We start from the raw sequence: 18,589 nt of genomic DNA, 5'->3' as shown, positions 1-18,589 counted from the left end.
ATGGCCTTCGACACCGCCACCAAGCAGGAGATCATCAAGGAGTACGCGACCGCCGAGGGTGACACCGGTTCGCCCGAGGTCCAGGCCGCGCTCCTCACGCATCGCATCACCTACCTGACCGAGCACCTGAAGACCCACAAGCACGATCACCACTCGCGCCGCGGTCTGATGCTGCTGGTCGGTCAGCGCAAGCGCCTGATGAAGTACCTCCAGGCCACCGACATCGAGCGTTACCGCTCGCTGATCAAGCGCCTCGGCATCCGCCGCTGATCGCTGTCCGCCGCTCGCCTCCAGAGGCGGGCGGCGGTTCCGTCTGTCCGCTGACGCGGACGCCCCTCCGACACCCCGCCCCGACCAGGTTCGGTCCTCGGCAGTGACCTTCGGGGCACGGATCCCCCTCACGGGATCGTGCACCGCGTGTGACTGACGAAGGCCGCACCGGCAGGGCAACCCCCTACCAGAGGAGATCCACATGGCCATGGAAGGCCCTGAAATCACCGCGACGACCGCGGTCATCGACAACGGCTCGTTCGGCCGTCGTGAGGTCCGCTTCGAGACCGGACGTCTCGCCCAGCAGGCCGCCGGCGCCGTCGCCGTCTACCTCGACGACGACACGATGATCCTGTCGGCCACCGCCGTCTCGAACCGTCCCAAGGACCACTTCGACTTCTTCCCCCTGACGATCGACGTCGAGGAGCGGATGTACGCCGCGGGTCGCATCCCCGGCTCGTTCTTCCGTCGCGAGGGCCGTCCCGGCACCGACGCCATCCTGGCCTGCCGCCTCACCGACCGCCCGCTGCGCCCGGCCTTCGTCAAGGGCCTGCGCAACGAGGTCCAGATCGTCCTCACCGTGATGGCCAACGGCCCGGACGACGCCTACGACGTCGTCGGCATCAACGGCGCGTCCGCCTCCACCCAGATCTCCGGTCTGCCCTTCTCGGGTCCGATCGGCGCCGTGCGCATCGCGCTCATGCCGACCGCCCAGGGTGGCCAGTGGGTCGCGTTCCCGACCTTCTCGCAGCTCGACGAGGCCGTCTTCTCGATGGTCGTCGCCGGTCGCATCGTCGAGGATGACGTCGCGATCATGATGGTCGAGGCAGAGGCCACCGACAACGCGTGGACGCTCATCAAGGAGCAGGGCGCAATCGCTCCCACCGAGCCCGTCGTGGCCGAGGGTCTGGAGGCCGCGAAGGTCTTCATCCGCAGCCTGTGCGTCGCCCAGCAGGAGCTCGCCGCCACCGCCGCCAAGCCGGTGCGCGAGTTCCCGCTCTTCCTCGACTTCCAGGACGACGCCCACGACGTCGTCGAGGCCGCAGCCACCGAGCGTCTGGCCGAGGTCATGTCCATCGCCGCGAAGACCGAGCGCGAGGAGCGCACCGAGCAGCTGCTCGGTGAGCTGACCGAGGAGCTCGCCGGCGAGGGCAAGCAGCTCGAGGGTCGCGACAAGGAGGTCAGCGGCGCCTTCCGTGCGCTGACCAAGCAGGTCGTGCGCCAGAAGGTGCTCACCGACGGCGTCCGCATCGATGGCCGCGGCCTCCGCGACATCCGCGCGCTCTCCGCCGAGGTCGAGGTGCTCCCGCGGGTGCACGGCTCGGCGCTGTTCCAGCGCGGCGAGACCCAGATCCTGGGCGTCACCACGCTGAACATGCTCAAGATGGAGCAGCAGATCGACTCTCTCGGGCCGGTCACGCGCAAGCGCTACGTGCACCACTACAACTTCCCGCCGTACTCCACCGGTGAGACCGGTCGCGTCGGCTCCCCGAAGCGTCGTGAGATCGGCCATGGCATGCTCGCCGAGCGCGCCCTGGTGCCGGTCCTGCCGTCCCGCGAGGAGTTCCCCTACGCGATCCGTCAGGTGTCCGAGGCCCTCGGGTCCAACGGCTCCACCTCGATGGGCTCCGTGTGCGCCTCGACCCTGGCGATGCTCAACGCCGGTGTGCCGCTGCGCGCCCCGGTCGCCGGCATCGCCATGGGCCTGATCTCCGACACCGTGGACGGCGAGACCCGCTACGCGGCGCTCACCGACATCCTCGGTGCGGAGGACGCCTTCGGCGACATGGACTTCAAGGTGGCCGGTACCAGCGAGTTCATCACCGCGATCCAGCTCGACACCAAGCTCGACGGCCTCCCGGCCTCCGTGCTCGGCGGTGCGCTGTCGCAGGCTCACGAGGCACGCCTGGCGATCCTCGGTGTGCTCAACGAGGCCATCGACGCGCCGGACGAGATGAGCCCCCACGCTCCTCGCGTCATCGCCGTCACGGTCCCCGTCGACAAGATCGGTGCGGTCATCGGCCCGAAGGGCCAGATGATCAACCAGATCCAGGACGACACGGGCGCGGACATCACGATCGAGGACGACGGCACCGTCTACATCGGTGCGACCGACGGCCCCTCGGCCGAGGCGGCACGCTCCGCGGTCAACGCCATCGCCAACCCGCAGGTCCCCGAGGTCGGCGAGCGCTACCTCGGCACCGTGGTGCGCGTTGTCGACTTCGGCGCCTTCGTCTCGCTGACCCCGGGCAAGGACGGCCTGCTCCACGTCACCCAGCTGCGCAAGCTGAACGACGGCAAGCGGGTCGAGAGCGTCGAGGACGTCGCCAAGGTCGGTCAGAAGATCGAGGTGGAGATCCGCGAGGTCGACGCCCGCGGAAAGATCTCCCTGGCGGTCTCCGAGGACGACGAGAAGCCCTCCGAGGAGAGCTCCTCCGGCGAGAAGTGATCCGCACAGTGATCTGTTCGGCCTTCTGAGGCCGTAGCTCCCAGGACGGGGAGGCACCATCGGGTGCCTCCCCGTCCTGCTGTCCCGGGGCGAGTCGACCGGCTGTTCCGGCACGGGTCCCTCGGGGGCGGGGTGAGCGTCGTGGAGCTCGGGGAGGGTCGAGGCCGGGGATGTCGAGGTCCGGGAGGGAGGGCGAACTCTCGTCCCGATGCCGGCCAGGTCGTGGAACAATCGATCGATGCCTTCCGACCTCGTTTTCGATGATCCCGCCTCCGACGTGATGCTCGATGCCGCCACCGGTGTGCGGCGCAGCATCCTGCCCGGCGGTGTGCGTCTGCTGACCCAGACCGATCGCAGCGTGCGCAGCGCGACCATCGGGCTCTGGCTGCCCGTCGGATCGCGCGACGAGCGTCCCGAGCATGCCGGGTCGACGCATGTTCTCGAGCACCTCCTGTTCAAAGGCACCCAGCGGCGCTCCGCGATGGACATCGCCACGGCCTTCGACGAGGTCGGCGGCGATTCCAACGCCATCACCGCGAAGGAGCACACCCTCTACTACGGCAGGGTCCGTTCCTCCGATGTGCCGATGGCCGTGGACGTCCTCACGGACATGATCACGGCGAGCCTGCTGGAGCAGGAGGCCCTGGCCACCGAGCGGGAGGTCATCCTCGAGGAGCTCGCCATGGCCGAGGACGATCCGACCGATGTGGGCTACGAGACCTTCCTCGCCGACGTGCTCGGCGCCGAGACCGCCCTCGGCCGCCCCGTCGGCGGCACCGAGCAGTCCGTGAACGCGCTGAGCATCGAGGATGTGCGCGCCCACTGGGATACGCACTACCGACCCGACAACCTGGTCGTCACCGCGGTCGGGGACATCGATCACGACGAGCTGGCCGAGCTGCTCCGGACGGGGCTGCGCCGCGGGGGCTGGACGCTCGAGGAGGGGGCTCTGCCCCGCCGTCGGCCGCGCTCGGAGGCTCCCAGGGGGACCACGGCGAACAGGTCCGTCCAGGACGTCTCCACGATCGCCTCGCACCGGCTGATCCGTCCTGCGGAGCAGAACCACATCTACCTCGGCGGCCAGGGCCTCTCGGCTCTCAGCGAGGACCGCCACACGCTCTCGGTGCTCATGTCGGTGCTCGGCGGCGGCATGTCCTCACGCCTGTTCCAGAACATCCGGGAGCAGCGCGGCCTGGCCTACTCGGTGTACTCCTTCAGCGGCGGCTACCGCGACGCCGGCCTGTTCGGGATGTACGCCGCCTGCCGTCCCTCCCGCACCGCGCAGGTCGTCGAGCTGCTCGCCGAGGAGCTCGACCGGATGGGCGCCAGCGGCATCGAGCAGGAGGAGCTGTCCCGCGCCAAGGGTCAGATCACCGGGTCCTTCGCCCTGGGGCTCGAGGACACCAGCAGCAGGATGGGCAGGCTCGGCACGATCGAGCTGGTCCACGGGACGTACACGAGCGTCGACGAGACGCTCGAGAAGATCGGCCGGGTCGACGCCGCGGCTGTGCAGGAGCTCGCCGCGCGCCTGGCGGGTTCCTTCAGCACCCGGGTCGAGGTCGGCCCGGAGTCCTGAGCTCCTGCCCCGCCACGCAAAGCCTGACAGCCCATCCACCCCGATCCGTCGAGGAGCACCCCATGACCAGCACTGACCAGACCCCCCTGCGCGTCGCCGTGATCGGCGCGGGCGGCCGGATGGGTTCCGAGGCCTGCCGCGCCGTCGAGGCCGCGACGGACCTGGAGCTCGTCGCCGCGCTCGGGCGCGACGACGAGCTCTCCACGATCACCGACGCCGGCGCGCAGGTCGCTGTGGACCTCACGGTCCCGTCCGTGACCGCCCAGAACGTCCGGTGGCTCGTCGAGCACGGCATCCATGCCGTGGTCGGCACCACGGGCTGGACCGAGGAGACCCTCGGCGACCTGCGCTCGCAGCTCGAGGGAGCTGACGGGGTGGGCGTGCTCATCGCCCCCAACTTCGCGATCGGTGCCGTGCTCGCCATGCGCTTCGCCGAGGTCGCCGCCCGCTACTACGACAGCGCCGAGATCATCGAGATGCACCACCCGGACAAGCTCGACGCCCCCTCGGGAACGGCCCGCCACACCGCGGCGGCGATCGCCCGTGGGCGCAAGGCCGCCGGACTCGGGGCAGTGCCCGATGCGACCCAGAAGGATCCTGACGGAGCCCGCGGCGCAGTCGTCGACGGGATCCACGTGCATGCGGTGCGACAGCGCGGCCTGGTCGCCCATGAGGTGGTCCAGTTCGGAGGCCCGGGGGAGCAGTTCCAGCTCCGCCACGACTCCTTCGACCGCGCCAGCTTCATGCCCGGCGTGCTGCTGGGCGTGCGCGAGGTCGCTGCGCACCCGGGCCTCACGGTGGGCCTGGACGGCTACCTCGAGCTCGGCTGAGCGGGCACGTCGATGCGTCAGAAGATCGTCGTCGTCGCCCTCCTGCTGATCACGGCGGCGTACTGCTGGGGACTGGGCTGGATCGCGTGGGGCTTCGTGCGCGCCGGGAGCGCGCTGGGCTACGGGCTCGCCCTGGGGATCGTCATCCTGCTGGGGCTGACCGTCTGGGTGACCTGGCGGGAGGTGCTCTTCGGGATCGGCGCCGGTGACCTCGCCCGCCGCTACGAGCCCCCTGCCGATGCCGACGCCGAGGATCCGCGCGCCGAGTTCGAGGCCGCGCGCGCGGCGGTGCAGGACCGGGGCGAGCAGGACTGGACCGCATGGTTCCGCCTCGCCCTGGCGTACGACGCGCTGCGTGATCGCAAGGGCGCCCGGATGGCGACCCGGCGGGCGATCGACGCCCGTCGGGCTGATGTTCGTCGAACTGGTGTCGGACGGGCTGGTGTTCGTGGAGCTGATGCTCGACGGGACGGGGCCGGTCGCTGATCAGGCCCAGCCGAGGGCGCGCAGGCCGGCCGCCGCGACCGCCGCGGCGATCACGACCATGAGGAACGGGGCCCGGGCCAGCAGGAGCACCGCCGCCACGGAGATCGCGGCCAGGCGCGCATCGAGCACGATCTCCGCGCCGCTCGCGGCCGTCTGCGTGGCGACCAGTGCACCCAGCAGGGCGATCGGCAGCAGCGTCGTGATCCGGGCGATCCGCGGCCGGTCCAGGACGTCGGGCGGGGCCTGGTAGCCCAGCCACTTCTGCCCGAAGGACAGCACGGACGCGGCGATCACCGCGACCCAGAGCATGCTCATCGTCGGTCCTCCGTACGCGGTCGCGGGTCGGGAGGGGTCTCGCGCCGCGGGGGTTCTGCGGAGCGGCGCGCGGGCAGCAGCCCGGCGAGCACGGCGACCAGGGCGGCGGCCAGGACCGGGAGGCCCGGAGGCAGCGAGGGTGTGGTCACGAGCGCGATGAAGGCGGCGGCGACGGCGATCGCCACCGCATCGGCCGACCGCAGGCGAGGCCACAGCAGGGCGAGGAAGGCCGCGGCGGCCGCGGCATCCAGACCCCAGGCCCGGGGGTCGGCGACGAACTGCCCGGCGACGGCCCCGACCAGGGAGAACAGGTTCCAGAAGACATACACCCACACGCCGGCCGCCCAGAACCCTGCCTGCCGCTCCCGCTCATCGCTGCCGGAGGCGGCCAGGGCCGCGGACTCGTCGATGGTCAGCTGCACCCGGGCCAGCCCCTTCACTCCGTGCCGGGGGAGGGAGCGGGCGAGGATCAGTCCGTACAGGGTGTTCCGCACGCCCAGCAGCACCGAGGCCAGGGCGGCGCCGAGGGCAGATCCGCCGCCCCCGATCACCCCGATGAACGCGAACTGGCTGCCGCCGGTGAACATCACGGCGGAGAGCACCATCGCCTGCCAGACGTCGAGCCCGGAGGAGGTGGCCAGAGCGCCGAAGGAGATCCCGTACAGACCGGTGGCGAGCCCGATCGAGAATCCGGTGCGACGGATCCTGCGCACCGGGTCCACGGTGCCGGGCGCCTCCTGGGGAGTGCCGGGTGAAGCAGTGGTCATGATGGTGTTCACTGTACGGTCACCTGGGCGGACGTTGCCTTCCTGTCCGGTCCTCGGTGTGAGATCGTGAGGCCATGACGGCCACCTCGGACCCCCTCGCCCAGACCGCCTCCGGCGACGCCCTCCCACTGCGCGCGAAGGTCCTCCTGCTCGACATGGATGGCACCCTGATCGACTCCGGGCCCGCGGTGGAGCGCGCCTGGAACACCCTGCTGCGAGAGCTCGGGACGGATCTCGAGTTCGGGCACGCCCAGCACGGGAAGCCTGCCCGCCAGGTCCTCGCCGAGCTGATGCCCGAGCTCGATGCGGACCAGCTCTCCGCGGCCCATGCCCGGGTCGAGGCGCTCGAGATCGCCGACGTCGGATCGATCGTGACCCTGCCCGGCACCGAGCGGCTGCTGCGCGAGCTCGACGAGGCGGCACAGCAGCTCGGTCGTGCCACCTGGACGATCGTGACCTCCTGCACCGCCCCGCTGTTCGAGGCGCGGTGGGCCACCACCGGGCTGCCGGTGCCTGCGCAGATGGTCACGGCGGACCAGGTGAGCCGCGGCAAGCCGGATCCCGAGCCGTACCTGCTCGGTGCCCGACGGCTCGAGGTCGACCCTGCGCAGAGCATCGTCCTGGAGGACTCCGTGGGCGGGCTGCTCTCCGGCGCCGAGGCCGGGGCGCGCACGGTCGCCGTGACGAGCACCACCCCGGCCGCCGAGCTGTCGCCGCTCGCGGACGCCCTGGTCACCTCGCTGGACGACCTGGAGATCCGGGTCGATGGCGATGACCTGGTGCTCGCTCGACGCGGTAGCTGAACGTCACGCCGCGCCTGCTCTGCGCAGGTGCTCGGCGTTGATAGGCTCAGGCGGCCGATCCCGGTCCGCACGCCTTTCACGGGTGCCGGTCGGATCCGGTGTCCGCGTCGCCTCGACGTGACGCCGCCGCGGATCGGAGCCGTCCCCTTCGAAAGGACCCCTCTCATGTGCGGAATCTCCGGAAGCTACGGATTCGGTGCCGACACCGAGGGCATCGCCCGGCGGATGAACAGCGCTCTGGCCCACCGCGGGCCCGACGGAGAAGGCCTCTTCGTCGACGGTGAGACCGGCCTGGCCCACCGACGCCTCTCCATCATCGACGTCGCCGGCGGTGCCCAGCCGATGACCACCGCCGATGGCCGGTACACCATCGTCTACAACGGCGAGACCTACAACTACCTGCCGCTGCGCGCCGAGCTCGAGGAGCTGGGCCACACCTTCCGCACCGACTCGGACACCGAGGTGCTCCTCGAGGCGCATGCCGAGTGGGGCACCGCGGCGTACGACCGTTTCAACGGCATGTTCGCGTTCGCGATCCACGACGCGCAGACCGGCACGGTCACCGTGGCCCGTGACCACTTCGGCATCAAGCCCCTCTATTACTGGATCGACGAGAGCGCCGAGGGCGCCGGGGGACGCCCCCAGGTCCTGTTCGGCTCCGAGATCCGTGCTCTGCTCGCGGCGCAGCGCTTCGACGCCGCACCGGACGACCGCGCCGTGTACCGCTACCTGAAGTTCCGTGTCCAGGACGACGACTCCCAGACCTTCTTCCGCGGCGTGCGCCGCCTCATGGCGGGCGAGGTCCTCGAGATCAGCGCCGACGGCACCTCGGTCACGTCCTTCACCAGGCTCCAGGAGGAGCTGCGCGAGATCGCCGAGCGCCCCAGCCGTCCGTACAGCCAGGAGGTCGTCGACGAGTACCGCGAACGCTTCCAGGAGTCAGTCCGGCTGCGTCTGCAGTCGGAGGTCCCCGTGGGCACGTCCCTCTCCGGCGGTCTGGACTCCTCCGCGGTCGCCGCCGTGATCGCCCGTCACCTGCGCGAGCAGCCCCAGGACGAGAACTTCAGCGCCGTCGGCAGCCGTCAGAACACCTTCTCGGCCGTCTTCCCGAACTCCTCGAACGATGAGGAGGCCTATGTCGACAAGCTGCTCAGCGACAACGCGGGCCAGATCACGGCGCACAAGATCCATCCCCAGCCGGACGCCTTCCTCGAGGACCTGCGTGACTTCGTGCGCACCCAGGAGGAGCCGATCATCTCCACCGGGCCGTACGCCCAGTACGCGGTGATGCGTGAGGCCAGCCAGCACGTGACGGTGCTGCTGGACGGTCAGGGCGCCGACGAGATGATGGCCGGGTACAACCCGTACTTCTACGTCTACCTGCGCCAGCTGCGTCGTCAGAAGCGGTTCAAGGAGCTCGCGAGCGAGATCGTCGGCTCCCGCGACATCCTGCGCAAGCTCGCCCGCACCAAGTACTCCGGGCGCACCTCGGTACCGATCGAGGCGCTGCTGAACTCCGGCTTCGTCTCCGAGCACAGCTCGGAGAAGGTCACGTCCGTGCAGGACGACATCAAGGAGCGCCTGCTCGAGGACACCTTCCGGTCCTCGCTGCCCTCCCTGCTGCGCTACGAGGACAAGAACACGATGCGCTTCAGCATCGAGGGCCGTGTGCCCTTTGTCGACAAGGAGCTGCTGAAGTTCCTGTTCTCCCTCGACGAGTCCGCCATCATCCACGACGGCTGGAACAAGCGGATCCTGCGCGAGGCCATGGACGGGATCCTGCCCGACATGATCTCCAAGCGTCGCAACAAGATCGGCTTCACGACCCCGGAGGGCGAGTGGTTCCGCACGATCGCCCCGGAGCTGATGGACATCTTCGCCTCCGAGTCCTTCGCGAGCCGCCCCTACTTCGACGCCCCCAGCGTGGTCGCCCTGTTCGAGGACTACATCGCGAACCCCGGCAACCACGGCACGATGATGTTCTGGCGCCTGCTGAACGTCGAGCTGTGGATGCGCACCTTCTTCGACGACGCGGAGGGCTCCACGCGGGCGCTCGGCGATCGTGCCGCCGCCGACGAGCAGGCGGAGCTGGCCGCCGCGGCCGCTGCGGCCCCCGTCGACGCAGCTCGGGAGCCCGAGACCGAGGAGGAGCCCAAGAGCGACTACGTCGCCAACCCGGCCAAGGAGCTCGACCTCGTCTCCGAGCCCGACGGCCACACCTGGCGCCGTCTGCCTCTGCAGACCGCCCTGGTGGCCCGCGGGGACGATGTCGAGTCGCTCGCGCGCGAGCGGGTCGAGGCCTTCGCGGCATCCCTGCCCGCGGATGTCGTGCCCGACGGGTCCCCGTGGTACTTCGTGATCAGCGAGAAGATCATCGCCATCACGCAGGGCCGCTCCTGGTTCACCTGGGAGATCAAGCCCCGGCGGTCGGCGAAGGTCCTCAGCCGCTTCGTCACCCGCACCCCGGCCGGCATCGGCCTGGGCGACCCCACCACGATGGAGCTCGCGATCCGCGAGGTCGGCCTGCCCCGTGTCGTGGCGGCCTCGGCCGCCGGCGCGGCCGGCAAGGTGATCGGCAAGCGCGGCCTGTTCTACGAGGTCGTCGGCGCGAACGTGCGGGCGATCGACGGGCCCACGCCGTACTCGGCCTTCCCGTCCAACGTCTCCGCGAAGCTTCCCCCGAAGGACCCGGACGCGGTCTCGGCGACGATCTCCGCGGCGATCCGCGGAGCGGACATCCCTGCGGCGCTGCGCGACAGCTTCGTGGGCACCGTGGTCATGGACGCCAACGACATCGGGCGCAATGTGCTGGGATCGGACGTCGACACCCCGAACGAGCGCCTCGAGGCGACGTTCGCGGACAACCCGCTGGGACAGGGCCGTCAGCGCACCCCGCTGGCGATCCTCGTCGATCTCGGAGCCGCGTCACGGCGCTGAGCAGGACGGGGCCTGCATTAGGCTCCTGGGATCAGGACATCTCTGGGAGGAGATCATGACCAGCACCGACATGCGCCCCGCACGGCCCTTCGGCGCGGTGGGGACCGCCGTGGTCACGCCGCTCACGCAGGACGGCCACGGGGTCGACCTCGACGCCGCCCAGAAGCTCGCGGTGCACATCAGCGAGCACGGCAACGACCTCATCGTCGTCTCGGGCACCACGGGCGAGGCGCCCGCGCTCACCGACGTCGAGAAGCTCGAGCTGGCGCGGGCCGTGCGCGCCGCCGTCGGCCCCGAGGTCAAGGTCGTCGCCGGGGTGGGCACGTACGACACCGCCCACTCGATCGATCTGGCACGGGCCCATGCGGAGCTCGAGGGGCTCGACGGCCTGCTGGTCGTCACGCCGTACTACTCCAAGCCCAGCCAGGCCGGGGTGATCGCCCACACTACCGCGATCGCCGACGCGACCGATCTCCCGGTCATGCTCTACGACATCCCGGGGCGCACGGGCATCCCGCTCGCCTACGAGACCCTCCTGCGGCTGGGCGAGCACGAGCGCATCCTCGCGGTCAAGGACGCGAAGGGCGATCTGCAGCAGGCCAGCCGGGTCATGGCCGAGAACGGTCTCGCCTACTACTCCGGCGAGGACGCCCTGAACCTCCCGTGGCTCGCGATCGGCGCCTCGGGCGTGGTGTCCGTCGTCGGCCAGGTCGCGGCCGAGTTCGAGAAGCAGATGGTCGAGGCCGTGGACCGCTCCGACCTCGCGGGCGCGCTCGAGGCGCACCGCCGTCTGGTCCCGCTGGTCGAGGCCATCATGAGTCAGCTCCCCGGAGCGGTCGCGGCCAAGGCGGCTCTCGCCCTGCAGGGAGTGCTGCCCCATGCCGCGATGCGCGGCCCGCACGTCCCGGCCGATGCGGACCAGCTGCGCGCCCTCGCCGCCGCGCTCGATGCAGCGGACGGCATCCCGCCGTGCGATCCGTCCCGCCGCCCTCTGTGATCCCAGCGGTGCAGCGGTGGGCTCCGGCCCACGCCGCGCCTCCCCGTCGAGGGCGTGAGATACGACCGGTGTGACGGGCCGTCGCGCCGCCTCCCGGGTCCGACAGGGGTCGGGCGGTACCCTGGGTGACATGGCGACACGTACGTCTTCCCCCGCACGTGCGTCGAAAGGCTCGTCCCGGAGCTCGTCCGCCGGTACCTCGCGTACCGCCGGTTCCGCGGCCCACGATCCGTCGACGCTCCCTCTGCCGGTGCGCGCAGTGCGCTCCGGCTATCTGGCGATCGCCCGGATGATCGGCGGCCTCGTCCGTTCGATCGGCGTCGCACGCTGGGAGGTCTCACCCGACCAGCGACGGGACGGCTATGCGCTGTTCCTGCTCCTCATCGCGGCCCTGGTGGCCGTCGTGGAGTGGTGGCAGTCCGCCGGTCCTGTGTTCGGCGCCGTGCACACCGTGGTCGCGGGCACCTTCGGCATCTCCTCCATGGTGATCCCGCTGCTCGCGGCCGGATGGGCGATGCGCATGTTCCGCCGTCCCGACCAGGTGCGCGCCAACAGCCGCATCGCGATCGGGATCCTGCTGCTCCTCACCGCGATCTCGGCGATCGCCTCCGTCTCCGCGCGGCTCCCCGCCCCGGCGGACGGCATCGACGCCCTGGCCCGCGGGGGAGGGGTGCTCGGTTATCTCGCCGCCGCCCCGCTCGAGGCCCTGCTCCCGCCGGTCGCGGTGATCGTCATCCACTCCGTGGTGATCGCCTTCGGCGTCCTGGTGCTCACCGCGACGCCTGTCGAGTCGATCCCGTCCCGCCTGCGCGATGTGTACGACGTGATGGTGGGCAGCAGCGAGGAGGAGGACGCCGAGCGGGTCGCCCTCGGGCTGCGCCCCCGCCGCGTCGACCCCGCAGTCCATGAGCAGGCCACCCAGGCCCAGTCCACTGGCCGCCCGCGCCGTCGCAGCCGCCGGGAGAAGGCCGAGGACGAGGCCACCCGGGACCACGAGAGCTTCGGCTACGCCGGCGACGAGGCCTTCGAACAGGGCGTCACCGCCGAGGAGGCCGCCGCGGCCGCGGCGAAGAAGGGTCGGGGCTCCCGCGCGAAGCGGGCCTCGACGGCCGACTCCGCGGAGGTCTTCGACGTGGTCGAGGACGAGAACAACCGGGCCAAGACCTTCCCCGGCAAGGGCGCCCCTGCCGCTGCCGGAGCGACCACCCCGATGCCGACTGCCGCGGCGAAGGCGCCGGTCGCGAGCACACCTGCTGCGACCAAGGCTGTTCCCACCAAGCCTGCCGAGGAGGAGAAGGCGGACCTCGTGCACCCGCCGATGGGCGACCTGCCGCGGGCCGGCGAGCAGCTCGAGCTGGCCGGCGATGTCGTGTACACGCTGCCGGAGTCGTCCTTCCTCCTCGAGGGTGCGCCGCACAAGACGCGCTCCGAGGCCAACGACCAGGTGGTCGCTGCGCTCGAGGAGGTCTTCGAGCAGTTCAACGTCAACGCCAAGGTGGTCGACTTCTCCCGCGGGCCGACGGTCACGCGCTACGAGGTCGAGCTCGCTCCGGGCACCAAGGTCGAGAAGGTCACGGCCCTGGACAAGAACATCTCGTACGCCGTGGCGAGCTCAGACGTGCGCATCCTCTCTCCGATCCCGGGCAAGAAGGCCATCGGCATCGAGATCCCCAACACGGACCGCGAGACGGTCGTCCTCGGCGACGTGCTGCGCAGCTCGGTCGCGCGTCGCACGGAGCACCCCTTGGTGATGGGCGTGGGCAAGGACGTCGAGGGCGGCTATGTCATCGCCAACCTCGCCAAGATGCCCCACCTGCTCGTCGCGGGTGCCACCGGCGCCGGCAAGTCGGTCTTCGTGAACTCGATGATCACGTCGATCCTCATGCGCGCGACCCCGGAGGAGGTGCGCATGGTGCTGGTCGACCCCAAGCGCGTCGAGCTCAGCATCTACGAGGGCATCCCGCACCTGATCACCCCGATCATCACCAACCCCAAGAAGGCCGCCGAAGCCCTGGAGTGGGTCGTGAAGGAGATGGACGCCCGGTACGACGACCTCGCCGCCTTCGGGTACAAGCATGTGGACGACTTCAACAAGGCGGTGCGGGCCGGCGAGGTGAAGCTGCCTGCGGGCAGCGAGCGACGCCTCGCCCCCTACCCGTACCTCCTCGTCGTGGTCGACGAGCTCGCGGACCTCATGATGGTGGCCCCGCGTGATGTCGAGGCCTCGATCCAGCGCATCACCCAGCTGGCGCGCGCGGCCGGGATCCACCTGATCCTCGCCACCCAGCGTCCCTCGGTCGACGTCGTCACCGGCATCATCAAGGCCAACGTGCCCAGCCGCCTCGCGTTCTCGACCTCCTCGCTGCAGGACTCGCGCGTCATCCTCGACTCCGTCGGCGCCGAGAAGCTCATCGGTCAGGGCGACGCCCTGTTCCATCCGATGGGCAAGGCGAAGCCGATGCGCGTCCAGGGCGCCTGGGTCAACGAGTCCGAGATCCACAAGGTCGTCGACCACGTCAAGACCCAGATGAAGCCGAACTACCGCGAGGACGTCCAGGTCGTCGCAGCCAAGAAGCAGATCGACGACGACATCGGCGACGATCTCGACGTGCTGCTGCAGGCAGCTGAGCTCGTGGTCACCACGCAGTTCGGCTCCACCTCGATGCTGCAGCGCAAGCTGCGGGTGGGCTTCGCCAAGGCGGGTCGCCTGATGGACCTGCTGGAGTCCCGCGAGATCGTCGGCCCCTCGGAGGGGTCCAAGGCGCGCGACGTGATGATCCACCCGGACGATCTCGCCTCCGCCATCGCCCGTATCCGCGGAGAGGACGTCCCCGGGGACGACGCCGAACAGCCCTACGGCGCCGACCAGGCGGTGGACCTCGAGGAGACCGACGCGCAGGATGCACCGGCCCCCGAGGCCGCCCCGGCCGCAGGCACGGAGGACCGGTACGGCTCTGATCCGTTGGCCGACGACGGCTCCGAGCCGGCGACCGACTACTACGACGACGAGGGCGGCGAGGACAGCGAGGACGCCTGGAGCCTCACCGGGCGGTGAGCCTCCGCCCCTCCACCCCACTCGGGGTACGAGCCCCGAACCCTTCCGGACACCCCATCCACCCCGCGAGCGCAGGAGCATCATGACCACACCCCGCACGGACCCTGTGCCGCTCTGGAACATCGCCAACATCCTCACCATGGTGCGGTGCGCGATGGTGCCGCTGCTGGTGGTGCTCGCCGTCCTGTACCCGGACACAGTCCCTGGCCGTCTGCTGGTCGCGGCCGTCTTCGTGGTCGCGATGATCACGGACTTCCTCGACGGATATCTGGCGCGGAGCCGGAACCTCATCACCGACTTCGGCAAGATCGTCGATCCGATCGCCGACAAGGCGATGACGGGGGCGGCGCTCATCATGCTCTCGATCTGGGAGTACGTGCCGTGGTGGATGACGATCCTGATCCTCGTGCGCGAGATCGGCATCACCGTCATGCGCTTCACGATCCTCAAGTACGGCGCTCTGCCGGCGAACATGGCCGGCAAGGCGAAGACGATGGTCCAGACGATCGCGATCACCTTCTGCCTGATCCCGTTCGAGCTGTGGTGGGAGCCGGCCCGTTGGGTCGGGCTCGCCCTGGTGCTGCTCGCCGTGGTGCTGACCGTCTGGTCCGGCCTCGTGAACCTCAAGGACGGTCTGCGCCTGCGCCGCGAGGCCCTCGCCGGACGCGCCTCGTGAGCACCGGCCCGGAGGCGGTCATCACCCGGGCCGCAGAGCGAGGGCTGATGATCGCCACGGCCGAATCGCTCACGGCCGGCGCCGTGGTGGCCCGCCTGGTGGACGTGCCCGGCGCGAGCGCGGTGATCGCGGGCGGAGCCGCCTGCTATTCGTATGCGGCGAAGACCCGTGTGCTGGGAGTCGACGCGGCACTGCTCCGGGACCGCGGGGCGGTGAACGCCGAGGTCGCCGGGGCCATGGCCGAGGGTGCGCTCGATCTCTACGACGCCGACCTCGCGATCGCCACCACCGGGGTGGCCGGCCCCGGCCCCGATGAGCGCGGTGCGGCAGAGGGCACGGTCTGGTTGGGACTGGCCCGACGAGGCGCTCCGACCTCCAGTCGTGAACTGCATCTCAGCGGAGGCAGGGCACGGATCCGGGCCACGACCGTCGACCTCGCGATCCAGATGCTCGCCGAGGAGCTCGAGGACTGAGTCCCTGTGCAGGTCAACGCGTGCTGTGCGGGGAGCCGCGCGGACCCTCTCGCTGTCCACAGCTCCCAGGGATCCCTGGGATCGAGGCCACTACACTCTGGGGAACACTCTTGAGGGGTGTGGCGTTGTGGTGGACGTGATGACTTCTCTGCACCGCACCCCCGAGGTGTTCCATCAGTTCAACCAGAGGAAGGGAGGCAAGGCCATGGTCCTGTTCCGTCAGGAGCTCGGAGACGTCCTGCGCGACGCGCGTCGCAATCAGGGGCGCACGCTGCGCCAGGTGTCCTCCGATGCGCGCGTGTCCCTGGGCTACCTCAGCGAGATCGAGCGCGGCCAGAAGGAGGCCTCCAGCGAGCTGCTGGTCTCCGTGACCGATGCTCTCGGTCTCCCGCTGTCCTTCGTCCTGCGCGAGGTGTCCGACCGGATCGCCGTCTCCGAGAACGTCAGCATCCCCGACACCGTGCCCGAGGGCCTCGCCGACGATGCGAGCCCGCTGGTCGGCGCCCACTGAGGTGCGTCGCAGCGAGTTCACGGAGCTGGCCGACCACGTGTTCGGCCCGGTCCTCGCAGGAACGTATGTCCGGGACCTCGTGCTCGAGGGAGCCGGCGGCATGACCGCCGCGCAGGCTCTCGAGCACGGGGTTCCCGTGCGTCGGGTGTGGGTCTCGTTGTGCGACGCGATGGAGGTCCCGGAGTCCCGTCGCTGGGAAGTGCCGCTGGAGCAGCGCCGCCGCTGACCTCCGCGTGAGCCGCTGACCGCTGCGCGAGCCGCTGACCGCTGCGCGAGCCGCTGACTTCTCCGCGCACGCCGCGGGCCTCTGCGCGCACGCCGCAGAGCCCGTGGTCGCGCCGCCCGGTTCGACCCGACACGACGACACGACGCGACACGCCGCGACACGGCCGATGGGCTCGCGTGTTCGAACGTCTGTTCGGTACAGTGGTCCCCGACGGTCACCCGGCACGACAACCGCGAACTCGCCTTTCCTCCCCACACCCCGGTCTTCCACAGGGGGTGCAGGGCGGCGGCGAATGTCGGGGGCCCCGCTTACTGTGGCCGTACGGTCAATACGTCGGCCCCCCGGCCCCCTGGAAGGAACCAAGCACATGGCTGCACCGAAGTCTTCGAAGCCCGCCGTCACGAGGTCCACCGCGAAGGATCGCGACTCCTCGCTGGACAACGCGCTCGCACAGATCGACCGCCAGTTCGGCAAGGGCTCGATCATGCGCCTGGGCGACGACACCAGGCCGCCCGTCGAGGTCATCCCCACCGGTTCCGTCGCGCTGGACGCCGCACTCGGCATCGGCGGCCTGCCCCGCGGCCGCATCGTCGAGATCTACGGACCGGAGTCCTCCGGCAAGACGACGCTCGCACTGCACGCGGTCGCCAACGCCCAGCGCAACGGCGGCATCGCCGCCTTCATCGATGCCGAGCACGCGATGGACCCCGAGTACGCGAAGAAGCTTGGCGTCGACACCGACGCACTCCTGGTCTCCCAGCCGGATACCGGTGAGCAGGCGCTCGAGATCACCGACATGCTGATCCGTTCCGGGGCCCTGGACGTCGTGGTCATCGACTCGGTGGCCGCCCTGGTCCCGAAGGCGGAGATCGAGGGCGAGATGGGCGATTCGCACGTCGGCCTGCAGGCCCGCCTCATGTCGCAGGCGCTGCGCAAGCTCACCGGCGCGCTGTCCGCCTCGGGCACCACCGCGATCTTCATCAACCAGCTGCGCGAGAAGATCGGCGTCTTCTTCGGCAGCCCCGAGACCACCACCGGTGGCAAGGCGCTGAAGTTCTACGCCTCTGTGCGCATGGACATCCGTCGGATCGAGACCCTGAAGACCGGCACCGATTCCGTGGGCAACCGCACCCGTGTCAAGGTCGTCAAGAACAAGATGGCCCCGCCCTTCAAGCAGGCCGAGTTCGACATCCTGTACGGCGAGGGCATCTCCCGCGAGGGCGGTCTGATCGACCTCGGCGTCGAGCATGGCATCGTGCGCAAGTCCGGTGCCTGGTTCACCTATGAGGGTGACCAGCTGGGCCAGGGCAAGGAGAACTCCCGCCAGTTCCTCAAGGACAACACGGACCTGGCCGTGGAGATCGAGGAGAAGATCCTGCGCACCCTCGGCGTCGGCAAGTACGCGGCCGAGCAGGCGGCGCCGGAGGACGAGGCGCTCGATCCGCTCGAGGCGCCCCTCGCCGAGGACGAGTTCCTCGACGAGGACGTCCCCGCCACCATCTGATCCATGGCGGATTCTCAGCTCGATGTCGGCGGCAGCCGTGGCCCGGAGGCCGCGGCTGCCGCCGACATCGATCCGGGAGGGCCGCGCACCGCCTCGGAGATCCGCAGCGATCTCTCGCAGCGGACCCGCCGGATCCTCGACGCTCCTGACCATGCCGTCGATCCGTACGACGCCGAGCGCGAGAAGGCGATCGTCCATGAGTGCCGCTACCTGATGCGCCTGCTGTCGCTGCGCAAACGGTCTGCGGGGGAGATGCGTGACCGGCTGGCTCAGCGCGAGGTCCCCGCGGACGTCGCCCATGAGGTCATGGCGCGCATCGACCGGGCCGACCTCATCGATGACGCCGCCTTCGCCCAGGAATGGGTGACGCAGCGGCGCTCGATGCGAGCGCTGGGAGACGAGGCGCTGCGTCGCGAGCTCGCCTCGAGGCGCGTGGAGTCCGATCTCATCGAGGACGCCCTGGGAACTGGGGAGGACGACGAGGAGGAGCGCTGCCGGGATCTGGTGCGCTCTCGGATCGGATACCGCGATCGAGAGCAGCTGCGCAGCGAACGCGATGGCAGCCACCGTCGGCGGCTCTCCCGCCGTCTCGACGCCCTGCTGACCCGGAAGGGATACCCGGGATCCCTCGCCGTGCAGGTGATCGCCGCGGAGCTGCGAGCGGCCGCGGACCCTGCAGAGGGCTGATCGCCGACCGATCCTCGACGGCCCGTG

General features: G+C 70.2%; 17 protein-coding genes. 15 read left to right on the top strand and 2 right to left on the bottom strand.

Annotated features, from left to right (window positions below; genetic code table 11):
* The 5 genes from rpsO to INT49_RS03365 all read left to right on the top strand — a co-directional run bounded on the left by rpsO (nucleotide 1) and on the right by INT49_RS03365 (nucleotide 5,611).
* The gene (gene rpsO, locus INT49_RS03385; RefSeq protein ID WP_193116304.1) at nucleotides 1-270 is read left to right on the top strand and encodes a 30S ribosomal protein S15; all 270 of its coding nucleotides are present in this window, start codon (nucleotides 1-3) and stop codon (nucleotides 268-270) included.
* 208 nt (nucleotides 271-478) lie between these two features.
* Nucleotides 479-2,719 carry a polyribonucleotide nucleotidyltransferase gene (locus INT49_RS03380; RefSeq protein ID WP_193116303.1) on the top strand — a complete coding sequence of 747 codons (2,241 nt, stop codon included), beginning with the start codon at nucleotides 479-481 and terminating at the stop codon, nucleotides 2,717-2,719.
* 238 nt (nucleotides 2,720-2,957) lie between these two features.
* Nucleotides 2,958-4,295, top strand: coding sequence for a M16 family metallopeptidase (locus INT49_RS03375; RefSeq protein WP_193116302.1), 1,338 nt, complete (start codon nucleotides 2,958-2,960; stop codon nucleotides 4,293-4,295).
* Between the two features lie 62 nt (nucleotides 4,296-4,357).
* Nucleotides 4,358-5,125: a 4-hydroxy-tetrahydrodipicolinate reductase gene (gene dapB, locus INT49_RS03370; protein ID WP_193116301.1), complete on the top strand. Its 768-nt coding sequence runs from the start codon at nucleotides 4,358-4,360 to the stop codon at nucleotides 5,123-5,125.
* 12 nt (nucleotides 5,126-5,137) lie between these two features.
* Nucleotides 5,138-5,611 carry a hypothetical protein gene (locus INT49_RS03365; protein ID WP_226849663.1) on the top strand — a complete coding sequence of 158 codons (474 nt, stop codon included), beginning with the start codon at nucleotides 5,138-5,140 and terminating at the stop codon, nucleotides 5,609-5,611.
* Here INT49_RS03365 and INT49_RS03360 read toward each other — a convergent pair whose 3' ends face one another.
* Both INT49_RS03360 and INT49_RS03355 read right to left on the bottom strand, forming a co-directional pair.
* The gene (locus INT49_RS03360) at nucleotides 5,612-5,926 is read right to left on the bottom strand and encodes an AzlD domain-containing protein (RefSeq protein WP_193116300.1); all 315 of its coding nucleotides are present in this window, start codon (nucleotides 5,924-5,926) and stop codon (nucleotides 5,612-5,614) included. It lies immediately after the preceding gene.
* A complete protein-coding gene (locus INT49_RS03355; RefSeq protein ID WP_193116299.1) occupies nucleotides 5,923-6,693 on the bottom strand; it encodes an AzlC family ABC transporter permease in 771 nt (256 codons plus the stop codon). The genes INT49_RS03360 and INT49_RS03355 overlap by 4 nt, the downstream gene beginning before the upstream one ends.
* 74 nt (nucleotides 6,694-6,767) lie before the next feature.
* Between INT49_RS03355 and INT49_RS03350 the strand changes: the two genes are divergently transcribed.
* The 10 genes from INT49_RS03350 (at nucleotide 6,768) to INT49_RS03305 (ending at nucleotide 18,562) form a co-directional block, all read left to right on the top strand.
* Entirely contained in the window at nucleotides 6,768-7,496 is a 729-nt protein-coding gene (locus INT49_RS03350; protein ID WP_193116298.1) for an HAD-IA family hydrolase, read from the top strand.
* Between the two features lie 165 nt (nucleotides 7,497-7,661).
* On the top strand, nucleotides 7,662-10,433 hold the full coding sequence (gene asnB / locus INT49_RS03345) for an asparagine synthase (glutamine-hydrolyzing) (protein WP_193116297.1): 2,772 nt from the start codon (nucleotides 7,662-7,664) through the stop codon (nucleotides 10,431-10,433).
* Nucleotides 10,434-10,488: 55 nt separating this feature from the next.
* Nucleotides 10,489-11,430 carry a 4-hydroxy-tetrahydrodipicolinate synthase gene (gene dapA / locus INT49_RS03340; RefSeq protein ID WP_193116296.1) on the top strand — a complete coding sequence of 314 codons (942 nt, stop codon included), beginning with the start codon at nucleotides 10,489-10,491 and terminating at the stop codon, nucleotides 11,428-11,430.
* Nucleotides 11,431-11,560: 130 nt separating this feature from the next.
* Nucleotides 11,561-14,485, top strand: a complete 2,925-nt coding sequence (locus INT49_RS03335) for an FtsK/SpoIIIE family DNA translocase (protein WP_193116295.1) — start codon at nucleotides 11,561-11,563, stop codon at nucleotides 14,483-14,485.
* Between the two features lie 82 nt (nucleotides 14,486-14,567).
* A complete protein-coding gene (pgsA, locus tag INT49_RS03330; protein WP_193116294.1) occupies nucleotides 14,568-15,161 on the top strand; it encodes a CDP-diacylglycerol--glycerol-3-phosphate 3-phosphatidyltransferase in 594 nt (197 codons plus the stop codon).
* Entirely contained in the window at nucleotides 15,158-15,634 is a 477-nt protein-coding gene (locus tag INT49_RS03325) for a CinA family protein (protein WP_319021495.1), read from the top strand. The genes pgsA and INT49_RS03325 overlap by 4 nt, the downstream gene beginning before the upstream one ends.
* Nucleotides 15,635-15,839: 205 nt before the next feature.
* On the top strand, nucleotides 15,840-16,145 hold the full coding sequence (locus INT49_RS03320) for a helix-turn-helix domain-containing protein (protein WP_193116355.1): 306 nt from the start codon (nucleotides 15,840-15,842) through the stop codon (nucleotides 16,143-16,145).
* A gap of 1 nt (nucleotide 16,146) precedes the next feature.
* Nucleotides 16,147-16,371, top strand: coding sequence for a DUF3046 domain-containing protein (locus INT49_RS03315; RefSeq protein ID WP_193116354.1), 225 nt, complete (start codon nucleotides 16,147-16,149; stop codon nucleotides 16,369-16,371).
* 367 nt (nucleotides 16,372-16,738) lie between these two features.
* Nucleotides 16,739-17,875 (top strand): recombinase RecA, encoded by a 1,137-nt coding sequence (gene recA, locus INT49_RS03310; RefSeq protein WP_193116293.1) that lies wholly within the window; start codon nucleotides 16,739-16,741, stop codon nucleotides 17,873-17,875.
* Between the two features lie 3 nt (nucleotides 17,876-17,878).
* Nucleotides 17,879-18,562, top strand: coding sequence for a regulatory protein RecX (locus INT49_RS03305; protein ID WP_193116292.1), 684 nt, complete (start codon nucleotides 17,879-17,881; stop codon nucleotides 18,560-18,562).
* Nucleotides 18,563-18,589 lie beyond the last annotated feature (27 nt).

This window comes from Brachybacterium tyrofermentans, from assembly GCF_014897585.1.
Taxonomy (GTDB): Bacteria; Actinomycetota; Actinomycetes; order Actinomycetales; family Dermabacteraceae; genus Brachybacterium; species Brachybacterium tyrofermentans.
The sequence above is the reverse complement of the archived record's forward strand: the minus strand, read 5'-3'. Positions and strand labels throughout refer to the sequence as shown.

Coding starts and splice junctions, on each gene's coding strand:
- INT49_RS03380 (WP_193116303.1), top strand. CDS start 479: ATGGAAGGCCCTGAAATCACCGCGACGACCGCGGTCATCGACAACGGC.
- rpsO (WP_193116304.1), top strand. CDS start 1: ATGGCCTTCGACACCGCCACCAAGCAGGAGATCATCAAGGAGTACGCG.
- INT49_RS03365 (WP_226849663.1), top strand. CDS start 5,138: ATGCGTCAGAAGATCGTCGTCGTCGCCCTCCTGCTGATCACGGCGGCG.
- asnB (WP_193116297.1), top strand. CDS start 7,662: ATGTGCGGAATCTCCGGAAGCTACGGATTCGGTGCCGACACCGAGGGC.
- INT49_RS03320 (WP_193116355.1), top strand. CDS start 15,840: ATGGTCCTGTTCCGTCAGGAGCTCGGAGACGTCCTGCGCGACGCGCGT.
- dapA (WP_193116296.1), top strand. CDS start 10,489: ATGACCAGCACCGACATGCGCCCCGCACGGCCCTTCGGCGCGGTGGGG.
- INT49_RS03355 (WP_193116299.1), bottom strand. CDS start 6,693: ATGACCACTGCTTCACCCGGCACTCCCCAGGAGGCGCCCGGCACCGTG.
- dapB (WP_193116301.1), top strand. CDS start 4,358: ATGACCAGCACTGACCAGACCCCCCTGCGCGTCGCCGTGATCGGCGCG.
- INT49_RS03360 (WP_193116300.1), bottom strand. CDS start 5,926: ATGAGCATGCTCTGGGTCGCGGTGATCGCCGCGTCCGTGCTGTCCTTC.
- INT49_RS03305 (WP_193116292.1), top strand. CDS start 17,879: ATGGCGGATTCTCAGCTCGATGTCGGCGGCAGCCGTGGCCCGGAGGCC.
- INT49_RS03335 (WP_193116295.1), top strand. CDS start 11,561: ATGGCGACACGTACGTCTTCCCCCGCACGTGCGTCGAAAGGCTCGTCC.
- recA (WP_193116293.1), top strand. CDS start 16,739: ATGGCTGCACCGAAGTCTTCGAAGCCCGCCGTCACGAGGTCCACCGCG.
- INT49_RS03350 (WP_193116298.1), top strand. CDS start 6,768: ATGACGGCCACCTCGGACCCCCTCGCCCAGACCGCCTCCGGCGACGCC.
- pgsA (WP_193116294.1), top strand. CDS start 14,568: ATGACCACACCCCGCACGGACCCTGTGCCGCTCTGGAACATCGCCAAC.
- INT49_RS03375 (WP_193116302.1), top strand. CDS start 2,958: ATGCCTTCCGACCTCGTTTTCGATGATCCCGCCTCCGACGTGATGCTC.